Here is a 25,830-nt window from a genome sequence, read left to right as displayed (position 1 = left end):
CAAAAAAGGCCCCGTAAACGGAGCCTTTAAATATAAGTTTATTAACGTGGTTCTTATTGAGCGTTCTCTTCTTCCAAAGCCATTAACTCATCAACAAGGATACGTCCGCAATGCTCGCAAACGATGATCTTTTTACGCTGACGGATATCTGACTGGCGTTGAGGCGGGATCTGGTTAAAGCAACCAGAACATGAATCGCGCTGAATAGTTACTACTGCTAAACCATTTTTAGCATTTTTGCGCAAACGGTTGTAAGCGATAAGCAACCGCTCATCAATATTAGCGGTAGCTTTTTCGGCCTGACCGGTTAATTCATTTTCTTCTTTTTCAGTTTCGGCGGTAATAGTGCCTAACTCATCTTTTTTAGCATCAAGGTCGCTGCGGCGAGCTTCCAGATCAGCCAATGCTTTTTCGTAGATGCTGGTTTTTGATGCGATCTCGAAACCAAACTCACGAATTTTTTTCTCGCTTACCTGTATGTCTAAGCCTTGTATCTCAATTTCTTTTGATATAGCATCATACTCACGGTTGTTCTTAACCTCGTTAAGCTGAGTTTCGTATTTTTTTATGTTAGCCTGAGAATCTTTAATAAGGTTCTTACGTGTCACGATCTCATCTTCAAGATCATCAAGCTCATTTTTTATTTTTTGAATGCGGGTTTCAAGTCCGGCAACATCATCTTCAAGATCGGCAACTTCCATAGGCAGTTCACCTCTTACCTGGCGTATCTTGTCAATTTTGGTGTGGATGGTTTGCAGGTCGTATAAAGCTTTAAGCTTTTGTTCTATGGTTTGTTCCATTAAATAAAATATTTGACGGGGTTTGTATTCACTTTTGTTAAACGGATGGCAAAGTTACTAAATTTTTCTTGAATAATTTCGCACAATAATTGCTGCGTAAATTGCTCACTTTCAAAATGTCCAATGTCGGCGATCACTATTTTTCCTTCGGCATCAAAAAACTCATGATATTTATAATCTGCCGTTACAAAAACATCTGCCCCGGCAGCTACCGCATGCTTCAGTAAAAAGCCTCCCGAACCGCCGCAAACCGCTACTTTTTTCACCTGTTTACCGGTAAATGCGGTATGCCTTATCACTGCGCAATCCATACTTGTTTTTACATCGGCTAAAAACTCGGCCTCGTCCATGGGCACTTCCAGATCCCCAATCATCCCGCTGCCAATTTGCTGGTGCTGGTTGGTTAGGTTGTAAAGATCGTAGGCCACTTCTTCGTACGGGTGTGCTAAAACCAGCGCCATAATTATCTTACTTTCCAGGTTGGCGGGGTAAACGGTTTCTATCCGCATCTCCTCCTCGTGGTGGCGGATGCCGGGCTCGCCCACATATGGGTCGCTGTTTTCGCCGCCCTTAAAGGTGCCTGTACCCTCGGCATTAAAGCTGCATTCGCTGTAATCGCCAATGTGCCCTGCCCCCGCGTGGAACAACGCTTTGCGCACCTGCTCAGCTTGTGCTACGGGTACATAAGTAACCAGTTTTTTTAACAGGTTTTGCTTTGGTGCCAGTATGCGGGTATTGGTTAAGCCCAGTGTTTCGCAAATGCGGGCGTTTACACCTGTCATCATATTATCCAGATTGGTATGGATGGCATACAAGGCTATGTTGTTACGAATGGCTTTCTCTACCACGCGCTCCACATAGGTTTTGCCGTTAAACCTTTTAAGCCCTTTAAAAACGATGGGGTGATGAGATATAATAACCTGGCAGCCTGTGGCAATAGCTTCGTCTACCACGGCTTCGGTACAATCCAGAGAGACCATGGCTTGTTGCACCTCCATATCGGGCCGGCCAACAATAAGGCCGCTGTTATCATAATCTTCCTGGTAGGCCAGCGGGGCCAGGCTTTCCAGGTAAGCGGTTAGCTGTGCTAATTTCATAATTGTACTAAGGTAGTAAGGGTGTGCGAAGTTTGGAAGTAATATTTATTATCCGTTAGCTAAAGCCAACGGCAATGAATCGCATAGCGGTGAATTACATGGCGATGGGTAAACTGCAACCACCTACTCCTGTTCATCCATCCACACAACCTTTTGTTCGGGCTGGTGCGGCTGCGCAATGATATCGCCATACAGATCTGGCCGCCGGGCTTTTATGTATCGATAGCCGCCGGCATCCGTAAGTTTATCCGGCGTAGCGGTAGCAATGGCAATTTCATCATCAAAAGAGCGACATTCGGCAATAATATCTCCAAAGGGGTCAAGTATCATAGAGCAGCCGTTTTTTAGCTGGTCGTCATCCATGCCTATCGGGTTGGCAAAAACCGCATATATGGCATTATCATAAGCACGGGCAGGCAGCCATTTCATTAACCAGCTACGGCCTTTTAAACCGTCAAATTCCTGGCGCAGGGTTGTTGGATCTGCTTCCCGGTTATCCCAAAGCCCGGGGTCGACAAAACCCGCGCCCGGACGGGTAGATGGGGTGCACATGGTTACATGCGGCATAAATACAATATCGGCGCCAAGCAGCTTAACCGCTCTTACGTTTTCTATAATGTTGTTATCGTAACAAATAAGGATGCTGCATTTCCAGCCGTGGATATTAAATATCACATACCTATCCCCGGGTGTAAGGTGCGGATTGATAAATGGGTGCAGCTTGCGGTATTTGGCAACCAATCCGTTTTTATCTACACATACATACGCTTTGTACAACCTGTCCTCGTAATCCTTCTCAAACAGGCCTGCCAGTATAGTGATGTTTAATTCGGCGGCTATCTCTGTAAGTTTTATAATACTCGGACCATCAGGAATAAACTCGGCCACATCAAGCATTTGCTGTTTATTCAAACTTCGGGCAAAGGAGTAGCCGGTGATTGAACATTCATGAAAGGCAACTACCTGCGCCCCCTGCAAGGCTGCTTTTGCAGCTAATTGTTTTATCACCGATAAATTGTAGGCTTTGTCGCCGCTCCTGTTCTCGAATTGTGCGGTCGCGATTTTTAGGTTTTCCATCATAAAAGCATGTTGTGTAAATATAACGGTAAAAGCGTGCTTTTTACTATATGGATTTTTGCAGGATGGCGAGTTTACTCACCCCGACATCGCTGCGCTTGTCGACCCTCTCTGCTGCGCAAAGAGGATGAAGAAATTTTTTCTTTCTATTGCTCCCTCTCCTTTGGAGAGGGCTGGCGTGAGCCCCAAACGCGAAAAGATCAAAACGACCGGTAATATTTTCTTTGGTGCCGGTTAATTTTCATTAACCCTCCAACTCTTACCTCGTTCTGATCTTTATAAATAAGTAAGCGTATTACTTATAGCTGTGTGCGGTTTAGGCTTCTGGCCTTCATTATTTTAAGGTCGCTCATTAAAATGCTCATCAATTCTTTATCGAAACGTGACACTAATTTATTGGTAACCGATTTTTTGGAAGTTTTCATGGTTCAAATTGTTTAAGGTTTATAATTTATTACACACCCATTTTGGCTATGTTAAAGCTTTCGTAAGCCATTTTTTGGTTGTACTCGTTTGCAATCGACTGGTGGTTTATCAAATCTACAATGGTACCTATCCAGCAAAAGCCAATTGTAAGTATGTAAAAAATACCCAATGCTACCTGCCCTACCAAAAACCTTTGTATACCGGCTATACCAATAAAGCCAAGCAGTGTGAATAATAAAATATCCTGGGGGCTTTTTCTTTTACTTGAATAGATCATGTAAAAGCTTTGTTTTTGTGTGTCGCTCAAACTACTTGTAGCCTGGTGCAAAACTGCCATTTCCTCTGTTGTGATGCCGGGCAATGACATATAAGGGTTGTAAGTGTTCATTTTTTTGTTTTTTATTGTGATTGATGATGTAAAACTAATATCGGAATAAATATTCACCTACAACTAATAGGCGGTCTGTTACAAACCATCGGTAAGTGCGGTTATTTATTCGGCGAAATACAGGGAGATTTTTCACCGATTAGGCTCATCGCAGCGGTATTTACTTCAATAACGAATTGGCAGATCAAATACGGTCAGCATGGGATATACCTAAGATCTTTATATCGATAGGATACAAATAGAGGGTCGGGGTTAGGCCGTCTATTAAAGTACGACAACTTTAACGGGCACAAAAAATGCCCGTCAATCTTTTATAAGAAAGCGGGCATTAATTTCTGTGAAGGTTTTGGCGTGTTAGTATGATTAGGCTTGTAGCGTATTAACTTGCATTTTGACTACGTGAAAGCTTTCGAAAGCCATTTTTTGATTATAATCGTTTGCGATCTCCTTGTAGTTCATCAGGTCGATAATAGTGCAGACAAAGAAAAAACCGGCGGTAAAAAAATAAAGCACACCCATTGTTATCTCGCCAATGGCAAAGCGGTGTATGCCCGCGATACCAACAAGGCCAAGCAACGCAAATAGTAGAATTTCCTGCGGATTTTTTCTTTTACCGGAATAGATCATGTAAAAGCTTTGCTTTTGATCATCACTAAGGCTGCTTGTTGATTGGTGCAAAATTGTTAGCTCTTCGGTTGTGATGCCGGGCAGCGACAAATAAGGGTTATAAGCTTCCATTTTAGTTATTGTATGGTTTGATGGTCCTAAAGCTAATATCGGAATAAATTTTCACCTATAACTAATTGGCAGCCTGATATAAACCATCGGTAAGCGCGGTTTTTTATCGGCAAATACAGGGGGATGGTCTTTACGGATTACGCGTATCAAACTTGTATTTCTTATTGATGATAAGCGTACAGATGCGGTACAGCAGAACGGCCAGCACGGGGATACCCAGCCAATGCGCGTGAAAAGAACTTTTTATATCGCCACGAAAAAGATAAGAGATAGCATGCCCTAAGCCGCAGCCGGGGCACCAGGTTATGCCAAGCATTTTTAAGGGGCATAAACTAAAATGGCTTTCACCCGCCGGGTTGGTAAACGCCAGGCAAGTTAAAGCCACAATCCAGAAGGTTAATTCAAAATACCGGTTAAATATTCTCCTAATCGACACGGTTACTTTTGGTGGTGAGCAATAAAGATACTGCAAATGCCTCTATCACACCAACAAGCAAGGCCCCAAAAATACGGCCGCTAAAACTTTGAAAGGTGGTATCGTTACTATCGCCGCCGCCCCAGTTTATAAATATTATGCCTGCAAATACGGCTAAAATGCCGCCAACCAGCAATATTTTAAAACTTTGTATCAATGCTTCTAAAAATCCCATCTCTCCCTTCAGCTCGCCATCGCGAAAGTTTCTAACGCCAAAATAAAGGCCTATAAGCGGAATTAAGACCGAAACATACTCTATGGGCGAAGCCTGGCTGTCTGTTAAATTATATCCGGTTGCCCGCATAACAAAGAGCCAAATAAGGCTTAAAACACCTATCAAAATTCCGAAAGTTACTGAGTTCTTCATGTTGTATAAAGTTTGGTACTTGTTGTAGTTCTGAAATATCATTTAAAAGTAAACATAAGTGCAAATTGTTTGCTTAAATTTCGTGATAAATATTGCGGGCGAATAAAAAAGCCTTTTTTACATATATTTGCAGCGTTTTGAACATCCGTGATATATTAGAGCGATACAAAGCTGACGATCGGATAAAGGCATTGGCGCAAGCCTTAAATGCCCGTAAAAATCCAAGGATACAGCTTCGGGGTTTAGTCGGATCGGGTGATGCGGCCATGGCGGCAGCATTGTATTTTTTGCAGCACAAGCACATGATATTTGTACTGCCCGAACGCGAAGAAGCCTCTTACTTCTTAGCCGACCTGGAAAACCTTACCGGCAAGGATGTTCTGCTTTTCCCATCATCATACCGCAAAGCTTTTGAATTTACCCAGCCGGACAGTGCCAATGTACTTGCCCGTGCCGAGGTCTTGAACGAGCTGAACCATGCTGCCGAATACGGCCAGCTGATAGTAACTTATCCCGAGGCCCTGGCCGAAAAGGTAATAGACCGCTCATCGCTGGAGAAAAACACGCTAGAAATTGCAGTAAACAATAAACTGGGGATAGATTTTATCACCGAGTTTTTGGTGGAGTATGATTTTGACCGGGTTGATTTTGTTTACGAACCGGGGCAGTTCTCTGTTCGCGGCGGTATTGTAGATATCTTCTCTTTCTCGCACGATCTGCCTTACCGGATAGAGTTTTTTGGAGATCTGATAGAGTCTATCCGCACGTTCGAAATAGAAACCCAGTTATCGGTAGAGCAGGTGAAAAACATCACCATTGTACCCAACGTACAGTCCAAGTTTTTAACAGAGAATAATATTTCCCTGCTGGAATATGTGGAGCCCGATACGCAAGTGTGGATAAAAGATGTGCAGTTTACGCTGGATATCATCCAAACCGGGCATAAAAAAGCTAACCAGCTGTGGAAGGCTTTATCTGCAGAAGATAAAAACCAAAACCCTGATTGGATTGACCCAAAGTTCAGCTTTACCGATGAAAAACTAATTGCCGACCAGCTGCACGATTTTGCATTGGTAGAGTTTGGCAAGCAATTCTTTTATACCGATAGCACCCCTATCAACTTTGACATGCGCCCGCAGCCATCTTTCAATAAAGATTTTAGTCTGCTGATACATAATTTTAAGAATAACGAAACCGAAAAGATTGAGAACTATATCCTCACGGATTCGGCACGGCAGGTAGAGCGACTTTACGCCATCCTGGAAGACCTGGATAAAACGGTTAAGTTTACCCCGGTAAGCATCAGCATCCGCGAAGGCTTTATTGACCGCGAACAAAAGCTGGCCTGTTATACCGATCACCAGATCTTCGACCGTTATTATAAATACAAATTAAAAAAGGGCTACCAGCGATCGCAGGCTATTACTCTTAAAGAGCTGCGCGACCTGAAACCCGGCGATTTTGTTACCCATATTGACCACGGTATTGGCAAATACGCCGGCCTGGAAAAGGTTGAGGTGAACGGCAAAACACAGGAGATGATCCGTTTGGTTTATGCGGATAATGATCTGCTTTATGTGAACATTAACTCGCTTAACCGCATCAGCAAATACAGCGGTAAAGAAGGCACCCAGCCTCGCATGAACAAGCTGGGAACAGACACCTGGGAGCGCCTCAAAAAAACCACAAAAAAAAAAGTTAAAGACATCGCCCGCGACCTGATAAAGTTATACGCCCTGCGTAAAGCACAGGACGGAAATGCTTTTTCGCCGGATAGTTATTTGCAAACCGAGCTGGAGGCATCATTCCTTTACGAAGATACCCCGGACCAGGAAAAAGCCACCGTTGACTTTAAGAAAGATATGGAATCGCCCCACCCTATGGATAGGCTGATCTGTGGCGACGTTGGCTTCGGTAAAACCGAGATAGCCGTGCGCGCCGCGTTTAAAGCCGTAGCAGACAGTAAGCAGGTAGCCATACTTGTCCCCACAACCATTTTAGCGGCCCAGCATTACAAAACTTTCAGCGACAGGCTAAAAGGGTTCCCGGTAAATATTGATTACGTAAATCGCTTTAAAAGCAGCAAGCAGATAAAGGATACCCTTACGGGATTAAAAGAAGGCAAGGTAGATATCATCATAGGCACACACCGTTTGGTGAGCAAGGATGTTAAGTTTAAAGACCTGGGGCTGATGATCATTGACGAGGAGCAAAAGTTTGGCGTATCTACCAAAGAGAAGTTAAAACAGATGCGCGCCAATGTAGATACCCTTACCTTAACGGCTACACCAATACCACGCACCCTGCATTTTTCACTGATGGGCGCGCGCGATCTTTCCATCATATCAACCCCGCCGCCAAACCGCCAGCCGGTGGTTACCGAGCTGCATGTGTTTAACGATACACTGATTAAAGAAGCCGTTGAACACGAAATTGAGCGTGAAGGGCAAGTGTTCTTTATCCATAACCGCGTGGCCGATCTGCCGCAGCTTGGGGGCATGATCCACAAACTGGTGCCCAAAGCACGTGTTGGCATTGCCCACGGGCAATTGGAGGGCGACGCGCTGGAAGATGTGATGCTGAAATTTGTGAACCACGAGTATGATGTTTTAGTGGCTACCACCATTATAGAGGCTGGTTTGGATATCCCCAACGCCAACACCATTATTATTAACCACGCCCACATGTTTGGCCTGAGCGATCTGCACCAGATGCGCGGCCGTGTTGGGCGAAGTAATAAGAAAGCGTATTGTTATTTGCTGAGTCCGCCATTATCAACATTGACCAATGAGGCCCGCAAACGCCTGAGCGCTATTGAAGAATTCAGTGACCTGGGCAGCGGTTTTAACGTAGCCATGCGCGATCTGGACATTCGCGGGAGCGGTAACCTGTTGGGTGCCGAACAAAGTGGGTTTATTGCCGAAATTGGCTTTGAGATGTACCACAAGATATTGGACGAAGCTATTCAGGAACTGAAAGAAGATGAGTTTAAAGGCGTATTCCCGGATGATAAGCCAAGGCCGTTTATCAGTTTCACCCAGATAGATACCGACCAGGAGATCCTGATCCCTGATGAATATGTAACCAACATAGGCGAGCGCTATAACCTCTACACCGAGCTAAGCAAGCTGGAAAACGAAACCGAACTACAGGCCTTTAAACAGCAACTGCATGACAGGTTTGGCCCTATCCCAGCGCAAGTACACGACCTGCTTAACTCCATGCGCCTGCAATGGCTGGGTAAAGCTATCGGCTTCGAGAAAGTATCGCTGAAAAAGAATGTGCTGCGCGGATATTTTATCGCCAATCAGCAATCGGCCTATTTTGAGACAGAAGCCTTTAAAGAAGTGCTGGAGTTTGTACAACGCAACCCACGCCGAACCAATCTTAAGGAAGTAAAAAACACCCTTCGCCTAAGCGTAGACCGCATTGCCAATATTGATGAAGCGCTCGAGATATTGAGCGAAATGACGGTGGTTGGGGTGTAGGTAATGGTGTTTTTGTTTATCTCCTTATTATTGAATTCTTGTTCATGTAAGTAGACATCAAATGAGATATATTTAATTCTTTCTCCTTATATAGCGGCCTCAAGGTATATATCAGTTTAGTAAAATAAGAATTACCTTTGTGTCCATGGCTTATATTTAGAGCCAAGATAACTTTTGTTTTCAACGGTACGCCATATAGTTTTGTAGGAGACCAGTTGGGCTGTTTGCTTAATGATTCTTTTAGTGCTTTTAACAATTCAGGAGTGGTGGGCTTCAATGTACTCAATTGCATTAACCGCCCGCTTTCATCTACAATGAACGAAAGAATTGCAGAATCAATATCCGCTTTCGGCAAGTTATATGCTTTGAGACTCTTTTTTATCTCCGAAATAAAATTCGTCGGACCATTGATATACTCGGTGGTTGAAAAAACTTCATTAAATGAATACGATTTACCCAAACTATCGTATCCCAGCCCTGAGATAGGCTCATCATTTTTATAAACCAAAACATATTTTCCTGAATCAATAAACGGTATTTTACCCGTCCATGCGCCTTCTTTTTTCCCATTAACAATTGGGCCTTCCATAACGGTTTCCTTTGATAGTTGGTCGTATTCAATACTATTACCAAAGCCGTCTTTGCAAATTTGCGCGCCATTAGTGTCATAAAAATCTATCAGTTCACCATTTGGAAAAAACTTTCTATTTTCGTTTGCTTCGTTCTTAATCAATTTGAACATTTTCCCATTAGGATAGTACCAATATTCAAAGCCTTCTTTCCCAAAATCACCATAGTTTATAATACTTTTTCTTTTTCCCGATGGATAAAAGCTGATGCATTGGCCGCTATAAGAAAAATTGCCGTTATATTGATTAAATGAAATCCTTTTTCCGTTCCCAACAAATTTCACTGTGCCATCCTTATAATAATCTTTATCTCTATTAGGTCATCTTTAGGTGTAAACGGCGGGATTATTCTAAAGTAATCTGCACTATCTGCAGAAGCGACAGGTATAGAGCCTTCGCCTATTTGTTTATAATAATAAATAGTTGTGTCCTGTACTTGCGCCTTGGCCAAATTGGTCAATAGTAGGCATATGACAGCTAAGAACGCTTTCTTAAAAAATTTCAGGTAATTCATGAATGTGATATGGTCATTAGTATTGCAAAGATACAAACCTTCTTTATATCCCCATCAAATCCTTACCCCGATCCCGGTGCAGCATTAAATTAAAATGCCGGATAATAACCATTACCCGACATTTCAACTAATCACATATTACTAACATAAACTCCACTTTTTATTCAAAAACTCGTCTTCGCCGGGTTTGGCGTTTTTGTAGGCTATCGCTTCGGGGATATCCGTTTTGGGCAAGTGCACATGGATAATGGTGTTTTCGGTTATGGTATCCAGTTGGGTTAACACATCCTCCAGTTCGTCCATATTGTTTACCTCAAAGCCCTTGCCGCCAAATACATCTACCAGTTTGGCATATTTCCAGGGGTGCATATCGTTGTAGGCATAAACCGTGTTCAGGTCGGGCAGGTCGTAGTCTACTTTATCTTTTCCGCGGAAAGGGTTTGGGTTAACCAGCATTTGCTCAATGCCGTAGATGCCGTTATCCAGCACAAAAACAATGGTATTATGCTTTAGCTTATTTTGGGTGGATATTGCCTGGCAGGTCTCTTGGAACGCGCCATCGCCCACAAATACCACCGCGCGTTTATCTGGCCGGGCGCATTTTACGCCCGTTGCTGCCGGTACCGAGTAACCGATAGACAGCCACGACGCCTGCGCGACAAAACCATTCGGCTCGGCAATGTGGATACCCTGCGCTCCCAGCAAGGGGAAGCCGGCGTCTGATATCACTACATGGCTGCCGTTTATAAAGCTGTTCATGCGGCCAAAAAACAGGTCGAAAGTAACGGGCACCTCTGCTTTAATAGCCTGGCCTATACCCCCCGCCACAAAAAAGGAGGATTTAAGCACCCGGGAACCATACATCTGGAATGCCTTAAATTTCACTTTGATCAGTTCCTCTTTTAAAAAGATCATAAAATCTTTAAGCGATACATTGGGTTCGTACCCCGCGCCTATTCTAACACCGCTGTGGTTTGCCAATACTGTATCGTCTTTCCAAACATCAAAGCCGCCTAAGTTTTTGCCGGTTGTCCATACCCCAAGGCATATTTTAAGATCGGCTTTTTCAAAACGTTCCTTTACATCTTTTGGTGAAGCATTACCATTAAACACCCCCTTAAAATTAGGGTGATCTTCGGATACGATGGATTTACCCAATATGGAGGTAACAAATTCTGTATCGGTTTCTTCGATCAGTTCTAAAAATTCTTTTTGAATACCATAGCGCTGGATCTCTTCGCCACCCCAAAAAATAATTTTTTTGTTTACCGCCATTGCCGCCACATGTTCTGCTGCCTTGCGGGCATTCTCTCTACAGCCCTTTAAAACTTTTACAATTAATGGGGCGGTTGGTGGGGCGCATTTCATACGCCATACATCTTCAAAAACTTCCAGGTAAACCGGCTTGCCGTATAAGATACAGGCATCCAGCACGGCATCTATCTTATATGGCGCGTCAACACAACTGGTTACCTGCTCTGCGGCCACCGTTACGTTGCGGTAAACGTTTATATTACTGTACATATCGCCCGTCATGTGCGATGCCAGCATACCCTGGGCTATATTCTTTAATTGATCGCTGCTGGTAGGCGCGCCATTGATAACCAGTACCGGGCAATGTTCTACAAAAGAACCCGCTACCGAGTTAAGCAAGGTAAAAGCCCCCACCCCATAAGTTACCGCCACTGCCGAAAAGCCCCTTAACCGGGCGTAAGCATCGGCGCAGTGGCCCGCGTTTATTTCGTTGGTGTCGTTTATTACTTCAATTTTAGCCCTCTTATCTTCCAAAATGGTGTTTAAAAATGGCGCGGTGTAGTTCCCTGCTATGCCAAACAAATGGTTAAGCCCCATTTGCTCCAGCCTTATCTGCAAGTATTTTGCTACTGTTATTTCTGTTTCGGCCATTTTATTTGGGGTTATTAAGGTTACCTGTTGTTTCGTTCACCTCCAGCGCGGTACGGATGCCCGATTCAATGGCGCCCTCTATCCAGGCATGTTTAAGCGACGTATGCTCGCCGGCAAAATGCGCCCGGCCACCCCATTCGGTTGATATGATATGCTTTTGTAATAAATGCAGTTGGCCCGGGTTAAATATCGCGGCTTCGCCAAAGGCGTAAGGGTCGCGCATCCAGCTTTGGGTAGCAGCACCTATCACCCTGTTTTTGCTTGTCAGCTCTACTTCGCGCTTCTCTTTGTCTATCGTCATTACGGCCAGGCTTTTTATCCTCTCCTGCTCGGCCGGGTCGTTTGGCGCATGCATTATGGCCAGGTTTTTAAGGGCGTAGAAATAGCGCTCGTCATCATCCATAGAATCCCAGCGGCTTGCCTCATCGCTCCAGCAATAGGCGGCCAGTATCACGCCATACTTTGTGCCGATATCCATGCTTGGATAATAAACAAACCGGTTAGACAGATCGGTAATGGTACCACCGCCTACAATATTGTAAGGCGCCTGCTCCCACCATCTTTCCCTAAATTCGATTAATATTTTTGTAGCCGAATCATAATGAAGCTCCCGGATGGCTTTACGTTTTAGCTGGGCAAAACCCGGCGTTATATATACATGCCTTAAGGCCGAAAACGGAATGGTAACAATTACTTCGTCAAATTCCCTGTCTTCAATAGGGGTCTCCATCTTCTCGTAACCCTTCTTCTCATAAAACTCGTGGCTCCGCTCCACCTCCACATGTGTTTTTATTTTGACCTTGTTGGTTGTTTTATCTATAAACAAATCGGTTACCCGGCAATCAAAGTAAGTATTGTCCTTCAAGTCGTGGGCTTTAAAAAACTCGGTGGTAAGCAGGTCTGTGCCGCCAACAATTTGTACAAACTGCGTAGAATCTTTTATGATGTTAGATTCGATGAAACTTTGCAGAAAATCATACGCCATACGCGATTCCAGGTTTTGCAGCACACCTATCATTTCAATGGCATTATCAGAATAAAGGGTTTGCTCAACCAAAAAACGCCGCATCGAATATTCGCCGTAACGTTCTATTAACAGCGGCCAGTTCTTTAATGGGTCTTGCGCGATAAAGGCTTTTAAGGGGTTTAAAACATTGGCCAGTAAAACATCTGCCCGCTGGTTTTCATAAAGGTTTTGCTCGCTGGTTTCCAGGTTATAATCCAGCAGTTCGTTAATATTTGCACCTGGTTTAAAATATTCACTTTGTACAACATGCCTGTAGTTCACATAAAAAACAGAGTTGCGGGTACGGTCCGGGATGGGTGCTGTTTGTGGGTTATTATGATAAGCTATGGCCTGCGCCTTATCAACCGAAACATAATAAAAGGGCTCGGTTTTAAGGTTTAGCTGACTGATGTATTTAAACACCATTTGGTGGATAGTGGGGATCCGCATTGCACCAGCCTCTCCGTAGGAGCTGTCGTCCTCAAAATATTGCTTTTCTTTTGTGTTCCGGAAGGTTTTGATCCGGCCGCCTACCCTTGTATTGGCCTCAACAATAGTTACGTTGTGCCCGGCCTGTTTAAGCATAGCGGCCGAAACCATACCGGCCATTCCGGCACCAATGATCAATACATTTTTGGGTTTAGTTGTTTTGGGGATCCCCTCGTCAATATATTTTAAATACTGTTGAATAATGGGGTCATTGTCTTCATCCAGAAGACCGTGCAGGTAATTTTCCATTTGAATTGAATAAGGCGGTTTTAATTAGCTAAAGCTAAGCAAATCCATTACTTATTCTCTCCCTTATATCACCCTAATAATACCCGCTTTTCACCCTTTTTAGGGGTAAGCAATACTTTTTAAGATGTATCTATGCCGTAAGCTGTTGTTACCGATCAAAAAAGGCAACCACCCCGCGGTTAAGTGTTGGTGCTGTGGCTTACATTGATGGAGCGCTACAATTGTTAAGCAACATAATAGTGGATAGGATATAGTTAAAGGGCTTTAAAGTCCTTCATAAATTTATCTCTTATCTTAATAAACTTTCTGCGCTGTGTACTGTATAGTATTTCTTCAACAAAATATTCCGGCGCATAACTTTCAATGGCTAAAAACTTATTGGCCGAAATTAGTTCGAACCGGAAATTGACCCCATCATGCAATGTGAGTGCTACAACACTGCCATCCGGATTCTTTTTGTTTTGATCATTTAAGGAATCCGGACTAAGCTTCCATAAACCTGACGCGCTCAACTGTTCAATTATTGCTTTAGTTTCCGTTGGGTTTGCCTTTTTAAGCTTTACCACAGCCTCGGACCATCTATTGTTTTTTGTTCGTTCTAAATGCAGAAGGCCTTTAAAATATGTTCCCTTTTTTAATACTATTACAGCGTAGTTTATTTTGTTTGATTGCCAATAACCTTCTGTTGTATAAGCAATAATACTATCGTAAGAATTGTGTAGTGATTTAAATGCGAAAGAATGGTCGTTACTATCAATAAGGCCGTAGTTTATAGCCGGCTTTTGTGCCATTATAAATAGGGGCAGCAGTAAAACCAATAGCAACACACATTTCCTCATCTTATCCTATCTTCTTATATATCCCCTTTAAATTCCTGCCCAGTTCTTTATAATCCAAGCCATAACCTACCACAAATTGGTTCGGTATCTGGAAGGCTACATATTTTAATTCTTCAATGCTGTGCTCAACCGAATCTGGTTTATAAAGCAGGGTGCAAACAGTGATGGAGGCCGGGTTGCGTGTAAGCAGTTTTTCTATCAGGTATTTAATGGTATTACCTGTGTCAATTATATCTTCCACTAAAATCACATCCTTGCCTGTAATTTTTACGTGCAGGTCAAAATCATCGCGAATGGTGCGTGTGCTTGATAGACCGCCTAAGTAAGAGGCCAGCTTGGTAAATGTGACCTCGCATGGTACAACAATTTCTTTAACCAGGTCGGCAGCGAACATAAAACTGCCATTTAGGATGCCTACAAATATTGGCTGGCGGCCTTCAAAGTCATTATTTATTTGCTGCGCCACCTCAGCAACACGCTGCTGTATGCTTTCGGCCGAGAACAATGGTTCAAACTCAAGATCGTCAATTTGTAATTTCATGGTGTAAACATACATAATGGCGAAACAATTTGCATGTTTATACGCTATCTTTGAACCTTTTATGACAGATCACCATGTTCACGCGCTGCCAAACGGCATCCGCATATTATTTAAACACTCTCCGTCGCCCATTACACATTGCTGCTTTGTGCTTAATGCGGGCTCGCGCGATGAGTTACCCAATAAAGAGGGGCTCGCTCATTTTATAGAGCATTTGTTATTTAAAGAAACCGAACGACGCAACACTCCGCAGATACTAAACCGCCTGGAACTGGTTGGTGCCGACCTTAACGCTTACACCACAAAAGAATATACCTGCATACATGCGTCGCTATTAAAACAGCATTTAGAACGCGCGGTAGATCTGTTTGAAGATATCCTGTTTCACTCTACCTTCCCGGCAGATGAAATGGAAAAGGAACGCGGCGTGATACTGGACGAGATAGCCTCGTACCTGGACCAGCCCGAAGAAGCCATACAGGATGATTTTGAGGAATACCTGTTTAAGGGTCACCCTATTGGCAATAATATTTTAGGCACGCCCGAAACGGTAGCGGTATTAAACGGCGATGATATTAAACAGTTTACCGCAGCCAATAACAATACCCATCAAATGATCTTCGCGGTTTATGGCGATTATGATTTTAAAAAGCTGGTAAAACTGTGTGAAAAATATTTTGGCAACGTGCCCGAAAACACCAATCAAAAGAACAGGATCGCACCCGGGCCAATAAGCCACGGCATTTATGCCTTACAAAAACCTATCTCGCAAACGCATTGCATTTTAGGAGGCCGGGCTTATCCATCGGCACATAAAAACAAATATGGTTTGCTTCTGCTGAACAATGTTTTGGGCGGCATGGGGATGAGTAACCGACTAAACCTGGAGATCCGCGAGAAATACGGCATTGCTTATACAATAGAATCAAACTATACATCGTTAACCGATACGGGCATATTCTCTATTTACTTTGGTACCGATGCCGAAAAAGCCGATAAGGCCTTAAAGCTGGTTCATAAAGAACTGAAGAAGCTGCGCGATAATAAACTGGGTACAATACAGCTAAAACAAGCCAAAGAAAAATTTATTGGTCAAATAGCCCTTGCCGAAGAAAGCCGCATGAGCCTGATCATATCAATGGCTAAAAGTTTGCTTGATTTTAACCGGATAGATTCGCTGGAAGACATCTTTGCTAAGATAAATGCGGTTTCGGCCGATGATTTGTTAGAAATTAGCAACGAAATCTTTGATAATGACCGTATGATAACCTTATTATTTGAGCCTAAATAAGAAATCTCCTACCTTTGCACCATGAAATATCCTATAATAGCATATGGCGACCCGGTTTTAAGAAAAAAAGCCACATCTATTGAGCCTGATGAATACCCAAACATTAAAGAGTTGGTAGGCAACATGTTCGAAACCATGTACGGTGCGCGCGGTGTTGGTTTGGCTGCCCCGCAGGTGGGCATGTCTATGCGTTTGTTTGTTGTTGACGTTACCCCGTTTGATGACGAAGAACCGGAACTAAAGGATTTCAAAAAAGTATTTATCAATGCCACCATTCTGGAAGAAAGCGGCGAGGAATGGGCTTTTAACGAAGGCTGCCTAAGCATCCCTGATATAAGAGAAGATGTAACCCGCAAATCCACCGTTAAAATGTCGTATTACGACGAAAATTGGAAACACCACGAAGAAACTTTTAGCGGTATGTCCGCACGCGTTATACAGCACGAATATGACCACATAGAAGGCAAACTATTCACCGATAGGCTAAGCCCACTGCGCAAACGACTGATAGAAAAGAAACTGAACGATATTTCAAAAGGTGCCGTTGACGTGGAGTACCGAATGAAGTTTCCGGCGGCTAAAAAGGGCAGATAGATTCAAGAGGTCAGGACATAAGAATCAAGACCGGAGAAAATATAACGCAAACAAAAAGGGCTTCGAATTATCGAAGCCCTTTTCTATTATATGTGTCCCGGTCTTTTCTTGATTCCTGGCTTTCTCTTAATTCTTGATTCTTGACTCTCTTTTAATTCTTGTCCCCGTCCGTTATCGACTTAATTAAACTGCCCCAGGCAAGCGGATTTAGCAACGGATTGGTACGCGAGTGCTGGTTAACAATATCCTGGTGCATGTATTGCGCATTGGCCGATTGTATTTCCTGCCCATCTCTTGGCAGGGTATTGGTCATGGCTACTATTGATGTACGGCTGATGTTTTTGCGGGCGATCTCCAGGTCGTCGTCCGCTATTTTAGCGTTAACAAAGTCTTTTCTAAACTCATCTGTAGTAGCCCAGGGGAATACCCTCACCATTGGCAAATTTGTTATTTGTGGTTTTATTAAAACCTTTGCTGTATAGCTTTTGCTTTTAACATCGGCGGGTATAACAACGGTAACGGGTGCATAGCCAATGGCCGTAAACTGCAATGAATCCTGCTCATGCGCCACAAATGAAAAGTAGCCCTTAAAGTTGGTTATTACAATGCTATTATGGTTGGTAATGTTGGTAACGCTTACATAAGGCACTACAACGTCAGCACTATCGGCATTGTATACCACACCCGTAAACTGTACCAGCGGGTTTTCCTTTTTCTGGGAAAACGCTGATAAGGATGTCAGTAAAAACAATATGCCAATTAATCTTTTCATTTATCGCTACGCTAATATTACCTGCCTGTTTATCTTTTGTTTTAAACAAGCGGGTAAAAATACGTTATTGAAAAATATCAATAAGTGCATTTAACACTTCTTAACACTATCTTAAATTTTCCGGAAGTACGGCATTGGGGTCATCAATGTCGGTTAGGTTTATCGCTTCAATACCTGTAATTTCTGGTACGGCCTTTAATATAGCCTGTTCAATCCCTGCCTTCAACGTCATGATGCTCATGGGGCACGAACCGCATGAACCCAGCAGCTTAAGCTTTACCACATTTTCAGGAGTAATTTCTTCAACAGAAACGTTACCCCCATCAGCCTCCAAGTAAGGCCTTATGGTATCCAACGCTGCTTCCACCTGATCTATTAAACTCATTTCTATTAAATTATAAAGTAAAGTTATTAATTATTTACCACATTTAAGTTATCAGCCTTTTGGGCGTTACAAATAGAAACCTGCTGGGCAACGCGCCTGGCCATCTCCATAAATGCGGTGGTCATTACACTATCTTCGTCTAAAACAATTGGCCGGCCTGCATCACCAGAATCACTTATGCCTTTTATTAATGGTATCTCGCCTAAAAATGGCACATCCAAAATTTCTGCAAGCTTTTTACCGCCGCCTTGTCCAAAAATGTAGTATTTGTTATCGGGCAATTCTTCCGGGGTAAAGTAAGCCATATTCTCAACAACACCCATAATAGGCACGTTGATAGCAGGCATCATAAACATCCCGATCCCTTTTTTAGCATCGGCCAAAGCCACATTTTGCGGCGTGGTGACAATTACAGCACCCGTTACCGGGAAACTTTGCGTAACGGTAATATGTATATCGCCGGTGCCCGGCGGCAAATCAACCACCAGGTAGTCAAGTTCGCCCCAATCAGCATCATTAAAAAGCTGTTTTACGGCTGTTGATACCATTGGCCCGCGCCATGGCACGGGTTGGTTTGGATCTGTAAAGAATCCTATCGACAATAGCTTGATACCAAACTTTTCAATTGGCTCGATGCGTGTTTTGCCGTTCTCCTGCGTAGCTTTTGGGCGCTCGTTTTCCAGGCCAAACATAATTGGGATAGATGGGCCATAAATATCGGCATCTATCAACCCCACTTTAGCGCCGGTTTTTGACAAAGCCAGCGCCAGGTTTACAGATACGGTAGATTTACCTACCCCACCCTTACCCGATGCTACCGCAATAATATTTTTAACACCAGGCACACCCGTGTTCTTTTGCGAGGTAACGCGCGACGTCATGTTCACGGTAACTTCAATATCCTTGCTTATAAAATGGCCGATAGCATTCCGGCAGGCATTTTCAATTAAAGCCTTTAACGGGCAGGCCGGCGTAGTTAGCACTACCGAAAAGCTTAATTTGTTGCCTTCAATATGTATATCCTGTATCATGTTTAGGGTTACCAGGTCTTTTTTCAGATCGGGTTCTTCAACATTTCCAAGGGCTTGTAATACTTGTTCTTTAGTAAATTCCATATTTATTTATCCGCAAAAATACGAAAACAGGTAGCAGCATGCGTTTGTTAAGAAAACAATTTGCAGTTTGCAACCGTTTGCACCACATCATAATTAGTTTAGTTTTGAAGCAAATTCCCTTTATGCGTCGTATTAACCCCAAATATATCCGTATTGCAGGTATAACTGCCCTAATATTAGTAGTTATTATGCTGATAGGCGGATACGTTGCCTATTCTAAACGTGAGGTATTGCTTCAAAAAGCTATTTACAAAGCTAAAGCAAAAGCAAAAAGGGATTATAATTTAGATGTAAAAATAGGTTCGGCGCATTTTACAGGCCTTAGCACGGTGGCTTTTTCTGATATCAGCGTTGTACCAGATCAGCGCGACAGCCTGCTATCCATTAAAAAATTTAGTGTAAGCGTTAAAATATTCCCGTTAATTTTTGGCAACATAAAACTGGCCGAAGTGGTACTGCAGGAAGGACATTTAAACCTTACCAGCATTAAAGGGGTTAGGAACTTTGATTTTCTGTTTAAAAAGAAAAAGGATACAGTTAACACCGGCAACAAGGTCGACCTGTCCGAACTATCAAACAACCTTATTAATGAGGTGCTTTACAAAATCCCCGATGATCTGTCGCTGCATAATTTTTTGATGAGTTTTGCTGATGATAGCACCCATGTAAAAATGCTTGCCCAAACCGCTATTATTAAAAATGGCAAACTGGCATCAACCATAAAAGTTGATGATGGCGCTTCAACCTGGCATATAGATGGTATAATGCTGCCATCTGATAAAGACATAGATGTGCACCTGTATGCCGATGGCAAAAAGGTAGAGCTGCCTATAATCGAGAAAAAATTTAAGCTGAAGCTGAACTTTGATACCATTAGTACCAAGCTAAGCAATGTTAAACATAGCAGTGGCGAAACTAAAATATCCGGCTCCTGGAGCGTGCGCAACCTGCTGCTTAACCATCCGGGCCTGTCCGTTAGTGATATTGTGGTGCCCAATGGCTCTATAGATGCCAATGTGTTTGTGGGCACTAACTACCTGTCGCTTGATAGCTCGTCGGTTATCCATTTGAAGAAATTAACCGCTAACCCTTATCTGAAATATACCCTTAACCCGGTAAAGATCTATGAGATGAAAATTAAAACCGGCTGGCTAAATGCACAGGATCTTTTTGATTCGTTTCCAGATGGTATGTTCGAATCATTAGAGGGCATACAAGTAATCGGTAAGCTCAACTACACTTTAAACCTGTTCCTGAACCGGGCGCATATTGATGATATGATCTTCAATTCTACCCTGCAAAAGGATAAGGATTTCAGGATCCTTAAATATGGCAAAGCCGATCTGGGTAAACTGAATAAAACCTTCGTTTACGTACCTTATGAAAGGGGTAAGGCTATGCCGCCGCATACCATTGGCCCCGGCAATCCGGATTTTACACCGCTTGAGGAGATCTCGCCCAATGTGCGTAACGCGGTAATGACTGCCGAAGATCCTTCTTTTTATACCAATCGGGGTTTTGTTGACGAATCTATCCGCAAATCGTTTATTACCGATATTAAGGAGAAGAAATTTAAACGAGGTGGCAGCACTATTTCTATGCAGCTGATAAAAAACTCCTTTTTAAGCCGCAACAAAACCCTTTCACGCAAAATAGAAGAGATCCTGATCGTATGGTTAATAGAGAACAACCGCATTATGAGTAAAAACCGGATGCTGGAGGTTTACTTCAATATCATTGAGTGGGGACGAGGAATTTACGGCATCGGCGAAGCATCAAGATATTACTTTGGCAAATCGCCGTCTGACCTAACTATTGGCGAAAGTATTTACCTGGCCAGTATTGTGCCTAACCCTAAAGCGGGCCTATACGCCTTTCAGCCAGACGGAACGTTGCGACCGGGGCTGCACGGCTACTTTAACCTGATTGGCCGGCTAATGGCCGGCAAAGGCCTCATAGAGCGCGATAGCAACGCCTATGGCTTTTACAATGTACGCTTACGCGAAGGCCTACGCCGGGAAGCCCCTGTTGATACCCTGGTGGCCGATAGCCTGATACACCAAACCAGCGATGATGATAACGGGATAGGTGTGGCGCCAATTTTTGATGAACCAAAGCACCCTAACTTCTTCCAGCGTTTATTTGGTAAAAAGGATACTGCCGCTGCCAAAATGGAAAAGAAGATAGAAGAAACCAACGAAACCATAAAGGCCCGCCTTAAACAGGAAATTGAAAAGGTAAAAGCCGATTATAAAAACCGCATTGAGAATGTGGATACCGCCGGCCGTACCAAGAAAGAAATAAAGGCCGAGAAAAAGCGACTGAAGGACGAAGGCAAAGAGAAAGAACGCGAACTAAAAGACCGCATGCCTTAATCTATGCAAGAGGTATTTAATGTTTCCCTGCCGGATGGCTTGGTTATCCTAAGGGATAACGACCAGCTGCAAGGTGCGATGGAGGTTATATTTCAACCGGGCTCCGAACCCTATAAAAGTTTAATTGCCGCGTTAACCGAAGAGAATAAGGATAAATTCGGTTCATCGAAATTTGACACGTTACAATTTGAGGTGAAGCGATTTGACCCGGCCACACTGAAAGGGCGCTTGCGCATTCAATATAAATTGCAGCTCACCTTTAGCTGCTCGGGCATTGTTAACGATCTTAATAACCAACACTCCTACTGGAATTTTGAAACAGATCTGCAATCAGGTCGTATAAATTTTCAGGGTGATGAGTATGGCGACCTCCGCTCTACAACAGACGAATTTTAAACGTTTAGCAGCTCCCCATATCGCAACAGTTGCGCTCCTGTTTTTGTCTGTATTTCTTCACAATGACTCGCATGCTCTCTAACAATTAACTACATATTAATTACGGCACGGCATTTGTATAACTATCTGAAACACAACAGCCATGTCTAAGAAAATATTGATAGTTGACGATAATGAACTGATAATTGAAGTGATGAGCTACATCCTGACCAATAATGGCTATGAAGTATCCTCACTGCCCAATGGCTACCATGTGATTGAAGAAGTAAAAAAAACACATCCGGATCTGTTGATAATTGACGCGATAATGCCCGGCATAGACGGCCGCGATATCTGCAAAATATTAAAGATGAATAAGGACACTAAAGATCTGCCGGTAATTATATGCTCATCCGAAGATAATCTTGATGCTACATTAACACAGATAGGTGCACCAAATGACATTTTGCACAAGCCGTTTGATATGAGCGCGCTGATCAATAAGGTGCAGTTTCAACTGGCCGCTTAAGTTTCGTGTTCAAAATATTCTTCTATTTCGGCACCTATTGCTTTAGCCAGCTCGGGTTCTATCCTGTCCATTTTCCAGCCAGATTTATAGTGTTTTAGTATCCCCAGGCTTTCGTCGTTAAGGGTTATATCTATCTCGTAACACACATGCTCGCTGCAGGTTTGTGTAATGGGTAAGCCCTCCCCTTTATACAGTATCCCGTTAAATTCAAATTCAATTGGGATTGGAGCGCTTTCTAATTGATCAATTATTTCTTTTAAGAAATCTACTAAGTGCTTTCGTTGGGTTACTGCTTTGGTGCTCCAGCTTTTTTTATCGGCCCGTTTATGTGCCAACTTAAACTTAAGGCCAGTCATTTCGGTCGAGTAATCATTGGCATTCAATTTTTTTACATGCTGATGCGAAATAATATACCATTGGTATTCGGTGCCCACAGGCACCCCTGAGTTTTCGGGCGCATGGCCAACCCGGCGCTTGGTTACCGCGTATGATATTTCCCAAAGGTCGGGCGTAATTTTAGTCTCCTTCCAGTCGCCCTGGTCATAATGCCAGTGGTGGCTGCGGCCAATTTGCATGCCGGTATATTGGTGTCCGCCGTATTTTTTATAGGCATTATACCCTGCAGACGGGTCTTTTTTGCCGGCTGTATCTTCATTTTCGTTAGATACCTTTTTTTTCTTTGCTGCTGTTTTTGTTGCCATAACCAACCATTTATTAGTACAACGGTTGGTTAAGGCATCGGTTTATTTTTTTACAAAAAAGCCGGGCCCTTGCAGGTCCGGCTTTCTTATTATACATCGTTTTCTACTTAAAACGCGCTTTTCATGGTAATATACTTATTAATATCGTTTGATTTAAAGCCCTTTTCGCGCATTTGGGTAATGTACTCCGGCGTAATGCTCAAGGCTTTTAAAGCGGTGGCATCATCTAAAGAAATATCGCCAAAGCCCATACCCTTAAAGCTGTTAATAAACTCGGGCGTTACACCCAATGCTTTTAAGCCTGCAGCTTTGTCGGCATTAATTTTAAAGCCCGCGTTTTTAAAGCTATTTAAATATTCGGGCGTGATGCCCAATGCCTTCATTGATACCAGATCGTCATGAGATAGACTGCCATATCCGGCGTTTTTAAAGCTTAATGCATATTCGGGGGTAACACCTACTGCTTTCATACTTATCAGGTCGCTGCTGCTTAGGTTTGTGTATCCTGCTTTTTTAAAGCCGTTCACAAAGCTTTCATCAACATTAAGGGCTTTGTAAGCGATCATATCGTCGGCGTTATCATTGTTCCTTGATTTGGCCGATGCATTTTTCTTGCCCGGTGTGGCCGCTCTCGCGTTTTTAAATTTAGTAATATACTGCCCGTTTATTCCCTGTGCTTTAAAGCTCACTAACTTATCAAAAGATACATTAGGGTAGCCCGCTTTGCGGATCTCGCTGATATAAGCGCCGTCGATACCCATCGCCTTACCGGTTATCAAATCCTGCAGGCTTGCATCCGGGAAGCCATTTTTCTTTAAGGATACAATGTATGGTTCGTTCACGCCCAAAGCGGCTGTGGCTATCAAATCGCTTTTTGATACCTTTTTGTAGCCATTGCGGTGCAGCATAGCCATGTAATCTTTTTTAATGTTGATCATAAAAAAGGCCATCTCGTCATTCTGTTCAATATCTGTTATTCCCTGGCTGGTAAGGTACTGGATGTATGCCGGGTTGGTTACAAATTTGTAACGGCCACTACCTGTATTGCCATCAAACTTACCGTTAAGATTCATGGTACCGGCTTCACGTACCAGTTTAAAATCGCCGGCTGTACCTCTTGGCAAGGCAGAAAATTCGCTTACCAAAAAATTGCTGTTGCTCATATGGCTACGGCTGTCCTTCTCGTTCCTGAACTGGATATCTAATTTATTGCCGGTTATGGTTGCCGACCATACGCCTTCGCGCTGGCTATCCGAAGTATCAAAACTTGTTTGGCTTTTTATTACCACAGGCGGGCGGTAAGCTGTTGGTTCGTTAAAAGCACACATCAAAAATGCCATAAGCGGCAGCAGGAAAAAATATTTCCAGGTGGTGTGTATGTTTGATTTTTTTGCGTTCATCATAACAATTCGTTTTTTTAAGAGTGATTGATTATAGTTGGTTGTTATCCGAAGCGACAGGTTGGGCACCGATACTTTCAGTAAGCTCATTTGGTACAGTTCCCTTTCTACTTCGTTATTGTTTAGTACATCGCTGTCTGTCAAAAATTCAAGGTTATTTTCCAGCTCCTTGCGGTATAACCAGGCAAAGGGGTTAAACCACTGGAACACCAGCATCAGCTCGGCCAATAGCAAATCAAAGCTATGGCCTTGCTTAATGTGGATCTTCTCGTGCAGCAAGATCTGGCTGTAGGTTTCCCAATCGTATTTAGCCGGGTTTATAAATATATAGTTACCAAAAGAGCATGGGGCTTTATCGGTATCCAACTCAATTATTCTAAACTGCCCATCTTGTATAGCCGGGCTTTTATAGGCCTGGCGTAAAAGCACCGCTACCTGCAGCAAAAAGTTAAACCCGAATGCCGCCACACCACACCAATACAAAACAAGCACCCATTTTAATAACTGCGGCATCAGGGAAACAACCGTTTCCTTAACCGATGTCTCTGCAGGTGGAGCTGTGACAACCGCTGCCGCCTGATTTTCGGGCGTCTTGATAACCGGGGAACTTAACTCCGGCTGGCGGTTTACGTTTACCGTGGTAACTACACTTGTTTGTTGGCTTTTCCTTAAGGCCCATTGCTGCGGTACCCGTACAAGCGGCAGCAGAAATGTTAAAGCCAGGCAGGCCAGCAACACCCATCGGTTTAAATGATAGAAGGTTTCCTTTTGCAACAGTACTTTGTAAAACAACAGGCAAACGCTTATCAGCAGTGCAACGTGCAATACGTATGGTATCATTTCTTTTCGGATTTAATAAGGTTTAAGATCTCTCCCAGTTCCTGCTCAGATATTTTTTGTTCTTTGGCAAAAAAGGCCAGCATGCTTGGGTACGAATTATCAAAATATTGGCTCACAATATCCTTCATGGCATGCTTCTGGTAATCTTCGCGGGTAACTTTTGGGTAATAGTTGTATATGTTGCCAATAGTCTCGTGATCCAGAAAACCCTTCTCCTCCAAAATCTTCACCATGGTTGCTACCGAGTTATAATGCGGCTTAGGGTCGGGCATTTCGGGGATGATCTCTTTGATAAAAGCTTTTCCCAGTTTCCAAAACACCTGCATTATTTGTTCTTCGCGCTTAGCCAGTTTTTGCATAAAATTCTAATTATAAAACAAGTTTACTACTAATGAATTAGTATTGCAACTAATTGATTAGTATTA

25 protein-coding genes are annotated in these 25,830 nt (G+C 43.2%); 6 read left to right on the top strand and 19 right to left on the bottom strand.

What is annotated here, in order from left to right; genetic code table 11:
- Positions 1-53: 53 nt before the first annotated feature.
- The 8 genes from NPE20_RS25305 to NPE20_RS25270 all read right to left on the bottom strand — a co-directional run bounded on the left by NPE20_RS25305 (position 54) and on the right by NPE20_RS25270 (position 5,368).
- Positions 54-800, bottom strand: a complete 747-nt coding sequence (locus NPE20_RS25305) for a zinc ribbon domain-containing protein (protein WP_256541502.1) — start codon at positions 798-800, stop codon at positions 54-56.
- Positions 800-1,897: a Nif3-like dinuclear metal center hexameric protein gene (locus NPE20_RS25300; protein ID WP_256541501.1), complete on the bottom strand. Its 1,098-nt coding sequence runs from the start codon at positions 1,895-1,897 to the stop codon at positions 800-802. The genes NPE20_RS25305 and NPE20_RS25300 overlap by 1 nt, the downstream gene beginning before the upstream one ends.
- A 123-nt stretch (positions 1,898-2,020) precedes the next feature.
- Entirely contained in the window at positions 2,021-2,977 is a 957-nt protein-coding gene (locus tag NPE20_RS25295; protein ID WP_256541500.1) for a nitrilase family protein, read from the bottom strand.
- A 296-nt stretch (positions 2,978-3,273) separates the two neighbouring features.
- Positions 3,274-3,399, bottom strand: coding sequence for a hypothetical protein (locus tag NPE20_RS25290; RefSeq protein WP_256541499.1), 126 nt, complete (start codon positions 3,397-3,399; stop codon positions 3,274-3,276).
- A 29-nt stretch (positions 3,400-3,428) separates the two neighbouring features.
- On the bottom strand, positions 3,429-3,788 hold the full coding sequence (locus NPE20_RS25285; protein ID WP_256541498.1) for a TM2 domain-containing protein: 360 nt from the start codon (positions 3,786-3,788) through the stop codon (positions 3,429-3,431).
- Between the two features lie 363 nt (positions 3,789-4,151).
- Positions 4,152-4,526, bottom strand: coding sequence for a TM2 domain-containing protein (locus NPE20_RS25280; protein WP_256541497.1), 375 nt, complete (start codon positions 4,524-4,526; stop codon positions 4,152-4,154).
- A gap of 130 nt (positions 4,527-4,656) precedes the next feature.
- Positions 4,657-4,911 (bottom strand): DUF2752 domain-containing protein, encoded by a 255-nt coding sequence (locus tag NPE20_RS25275; protein WP_256541496.1) that lies wholly within the window; start codon positions 4,909-4,911, stop codon positions 4,657-4,659.
- Between the two features lie 40 nt (positions 4,912-4,951).
- Positions 4,952-5,368, bottom strand: a complete 417-nt coding sequence (locus NPE20_RS25270; protein WP_256541495.1) for a DUF4199 domain-containing protein — start codon at positions 5,366-5,368, stop codon at positions 4,952-4,954.
- Positions 5,369-5,505: 137 nt separating this feature from the next.
- On the opposite strand from NPE20_RS25270, the gene mfd reads away from it, so the two are divergent.
- Positions 5,506-8,856, top strand: a complete 3,351-nt coding sequence (gene mfd, locus NPE20_RS25265; protein ID WP_256541494.1) for a transcription-repair coupling factor — start codon at positions 5,506-5,508, stop codon at positions 8,854-8,856.
- A 16-nt stretch (positions 8,857-8,872) separates the two neighbouring features.
- On the opposite strand, the gene NPE20_RS25260 is transcribed toward mfd, so the two are convergent.
- The 5 genes from NPE20_RS25260 to hpt form a co-directional block, all read right to left on the bottom strand.
- Entirely contained in the window at positions 8,873-9,769 is an 897-nt protein-coding gene (locus tag NPE20_RS25260; RefSeq protein WP_256541493.1) for a toxin-antitoxin system YwqK family antitoxin, read from the bottom strand.
- 371 nt (positions 9,770-10,140) lie between these two features.
- On the bottom strand, positions 10,141-11,904 hold the full coding sequence (locus NPE20_RS25255) for an alpha-keto acid decarboxylase family protein (protein ID WP_256541492.1): 1,764 nt from the start codon (positions 11,902-11,904) through the stop codon (positions 10,141-10,143).
- Between the two features lies 1 nt (position 11,905).
- Positions 11,906-13,648, bottom strand: a complete 1,743-nt coding sequence (locus NPE20_RS25250) for a flavin monoamine oxidase family protein (protein ID WP_256541491.1) — start codon at positions 13,646-13,648, stop codon at positions 11,906-11,908.
- Between the two features lie 254 nt (positions 13,649-13,902).
- The gene (locus NPE20_RS25245) at positions 13,903-14,439 is read right to left on the bottom strand and encodes a hypothetical protein (RefSeq protein ID WP_256541490.1); all 537 of its coding nucleotides are present in this window, start codon (positions 14,437-14,439) and stop codon (positions 13,903-13,905) included.
- A 49-nt stretch (positions 14,440-14,488) separates the two neighbouring features.
- On the bottom strand, positions 14,489-15,028 hold the full coding sequence (gene hpt / locus NPE20_RS25240) for a hypoxanthine phosphoribosyltransferase (RefSeq protein ID WP_256541489.1): 540 nt from the start codon (positions 15,026-15,028) through the stop codon (positions 14,489-14,491).
- 16 nt (positions 15,029-15,044) lie between these two features.
- Between hpt and NPE20_RS25235 the strand changes: the two genes are divergently transcribed.
- On the top strand, positions 15,045-16,319 hold the full coding sequence (locus NPE20_RS25235; protein WP_256541488.1) for a M16 family metallopeptidase: 1,275 nt from the start codon (positions 15,045-15,047) through the stop codon (positions 16,317-16,319).
- Between the two features lie 21 nt (positions 16,320-16,340).
- On the top strand, positions 16,341-16,913 hold the full coding sequence (def, locus tag NPE20_RS25230) for a peptide deformylase (protein ID WP_256541487.1): 573 nt from the start codon (positions 16,341-16,343) through the stop codon (positions 16,911-16,913).
- 151 nt (positions 16,914-17,064) lie between these two features.
- Here def and NPE20_RS25225 read toward each other — a convergent pair whose 3' ends face one another.
- From NPE20_RS25225 to NPE20_RS25215, 3 genes are all read right to left on the bottom strand, one after another.
- On the bottom strand, positions 17,065-17,685 hold the full coding sequence (locus NPE20_RS25225) for a hypothetical protein (RefSeq protein WP_256541486.1): 621 nt from the start codon (positions 17,683-17,685) through the stop codon (positions 17,065-17,067).
- Between the two features lie 106 nt (positions 17,686-17,791).
- Positions 17,792-18,070 (bottom strand): NifU family protein, encoded by a 279-nt coding sequence (locus NPE20_RS25220; RefSeq protein ID WP_256541485.1) that lies wholly within the window; start codon positions 18,068-18,070, stop codon positions 17,792-17,794.
- Positions 18,071-18,096: 26 nt separating this feature from the next.
- On the bottom strand, positions 18,097-19,185 hold the full coding sequence (locus NPE20_RS25215) for an Mrp/NBP35 family ATP-binding protein (RefSeq protein WP_256541484.1): 1,089 nt from the start codon (positions 19,183-19,185) through the stop codon (positions 18,097-18,099).
- A 104-nt stretch (positions 19,186-19,289) separates the two neighbouring features.
- Between NPE20_RS25215 and NPE20_RS25210 the strand changes: the two genes are divergently transcribed.
- The 3 genes from NPE20_RS25210 to NPE20_RS25200 all read left to right on the top strand — a co-directional run bounded on the left by NPE20_RS25210 (position 19,290) and on the right by NPE20_RS25200 (position 22,464).
- Complete coding sequence (locus NPE20_RS25210) at positions 19,290-21,560, top strand: transglycosylase domain-containing protein (protein WP_256541483.1); 2,271 nt, start codon at positions 19,290-19,292, stop codon at positions 21,558-21,560.
- 3 nt (positions 21,561-21,563) lie between these two features.
- Complete coding sequence (locus tag NPE20_RS25205; RefSeq protein WP_256541482.1) at positions 21,564-21,956, top strand: hypothetical protein; 393 nt, start codon at positions 21,564-21,566, stop codon at positions 21,954-21,956.
- A gap of 142 nt (positions 21,957-22,098) precedes the next feature.
- Positions 22,099-22,464, top strand: coding sequence for a response regulator (locus tag NPE20_RS25200; RefSeq protein ID WP_256541481.1), 366 nt, complete (start codon positions 22,099-22,101; stop codon positions 22,462-22,464).
- On the opposite strand, the gene NPE20_RS25195 is transcribed toward NPE20_RS25200, so the two are convergent.
- From NPE20_RS25195 to NPE20_RS25185, 3 genes are all read right to left on the bottom strand, one after another.
- A complete protein-coding gene (locus NPE20_RS25195) occupies positions 22,461-23,165 on the bottom strand; it encodes a hypothetical protein (protein WP_256541480.1) in 705 nt (234 codons plus the stop codon). The genes NPE20_RS25200 and NPE20_RS25195 overlap by 4 nt on opposite strands.
- Before the next feature lie 107 nt (positions 23,166-23,272).
- Positions 23,273-25,405: a M56 family metallopeptidase gene (locus NPE20_RS25190; protein WP_256541479.1), complete on the bottom strand. Its 2,133-nt coding sequence runs from the start codon at positions 25,403-25,405 to the stop codon at positions 23,273-23,275.
- On the bottom strand, positions 25,402-25,764 hold the full coding sequence (locus NPE20_RS25185; protein ID WP_256541478.1) for a BlaI/MecI/CopY family transcriptional regulator: 363 nt from the start codon (positions 25,762-25,764) through the stop codon (positions 25,402-25,404). The genes NPE20_RS25190 and NPE20_RS25185 overlap by 4 nt, the downstream gene beginning before the upstream one ends.
- Between the last annotated feature and the right edge of the window lie 66 nt (positions 25,765-25,830).

Source organism: Mucilaginibacter aquariorum (genome assembly GCF_024498135.1).
Lineage (GTDB): Bacteria > Bacteroidota > Bacteroidia > Sphingobacteriales > Sphingobacteriaceae > Mucilaginibacter > Mucilaginibacter aquariorum.
Note: the sequence above shows the minus strand (reverse complement) of the source record. Positions and strands in the feature narration are given on the sequence as shown.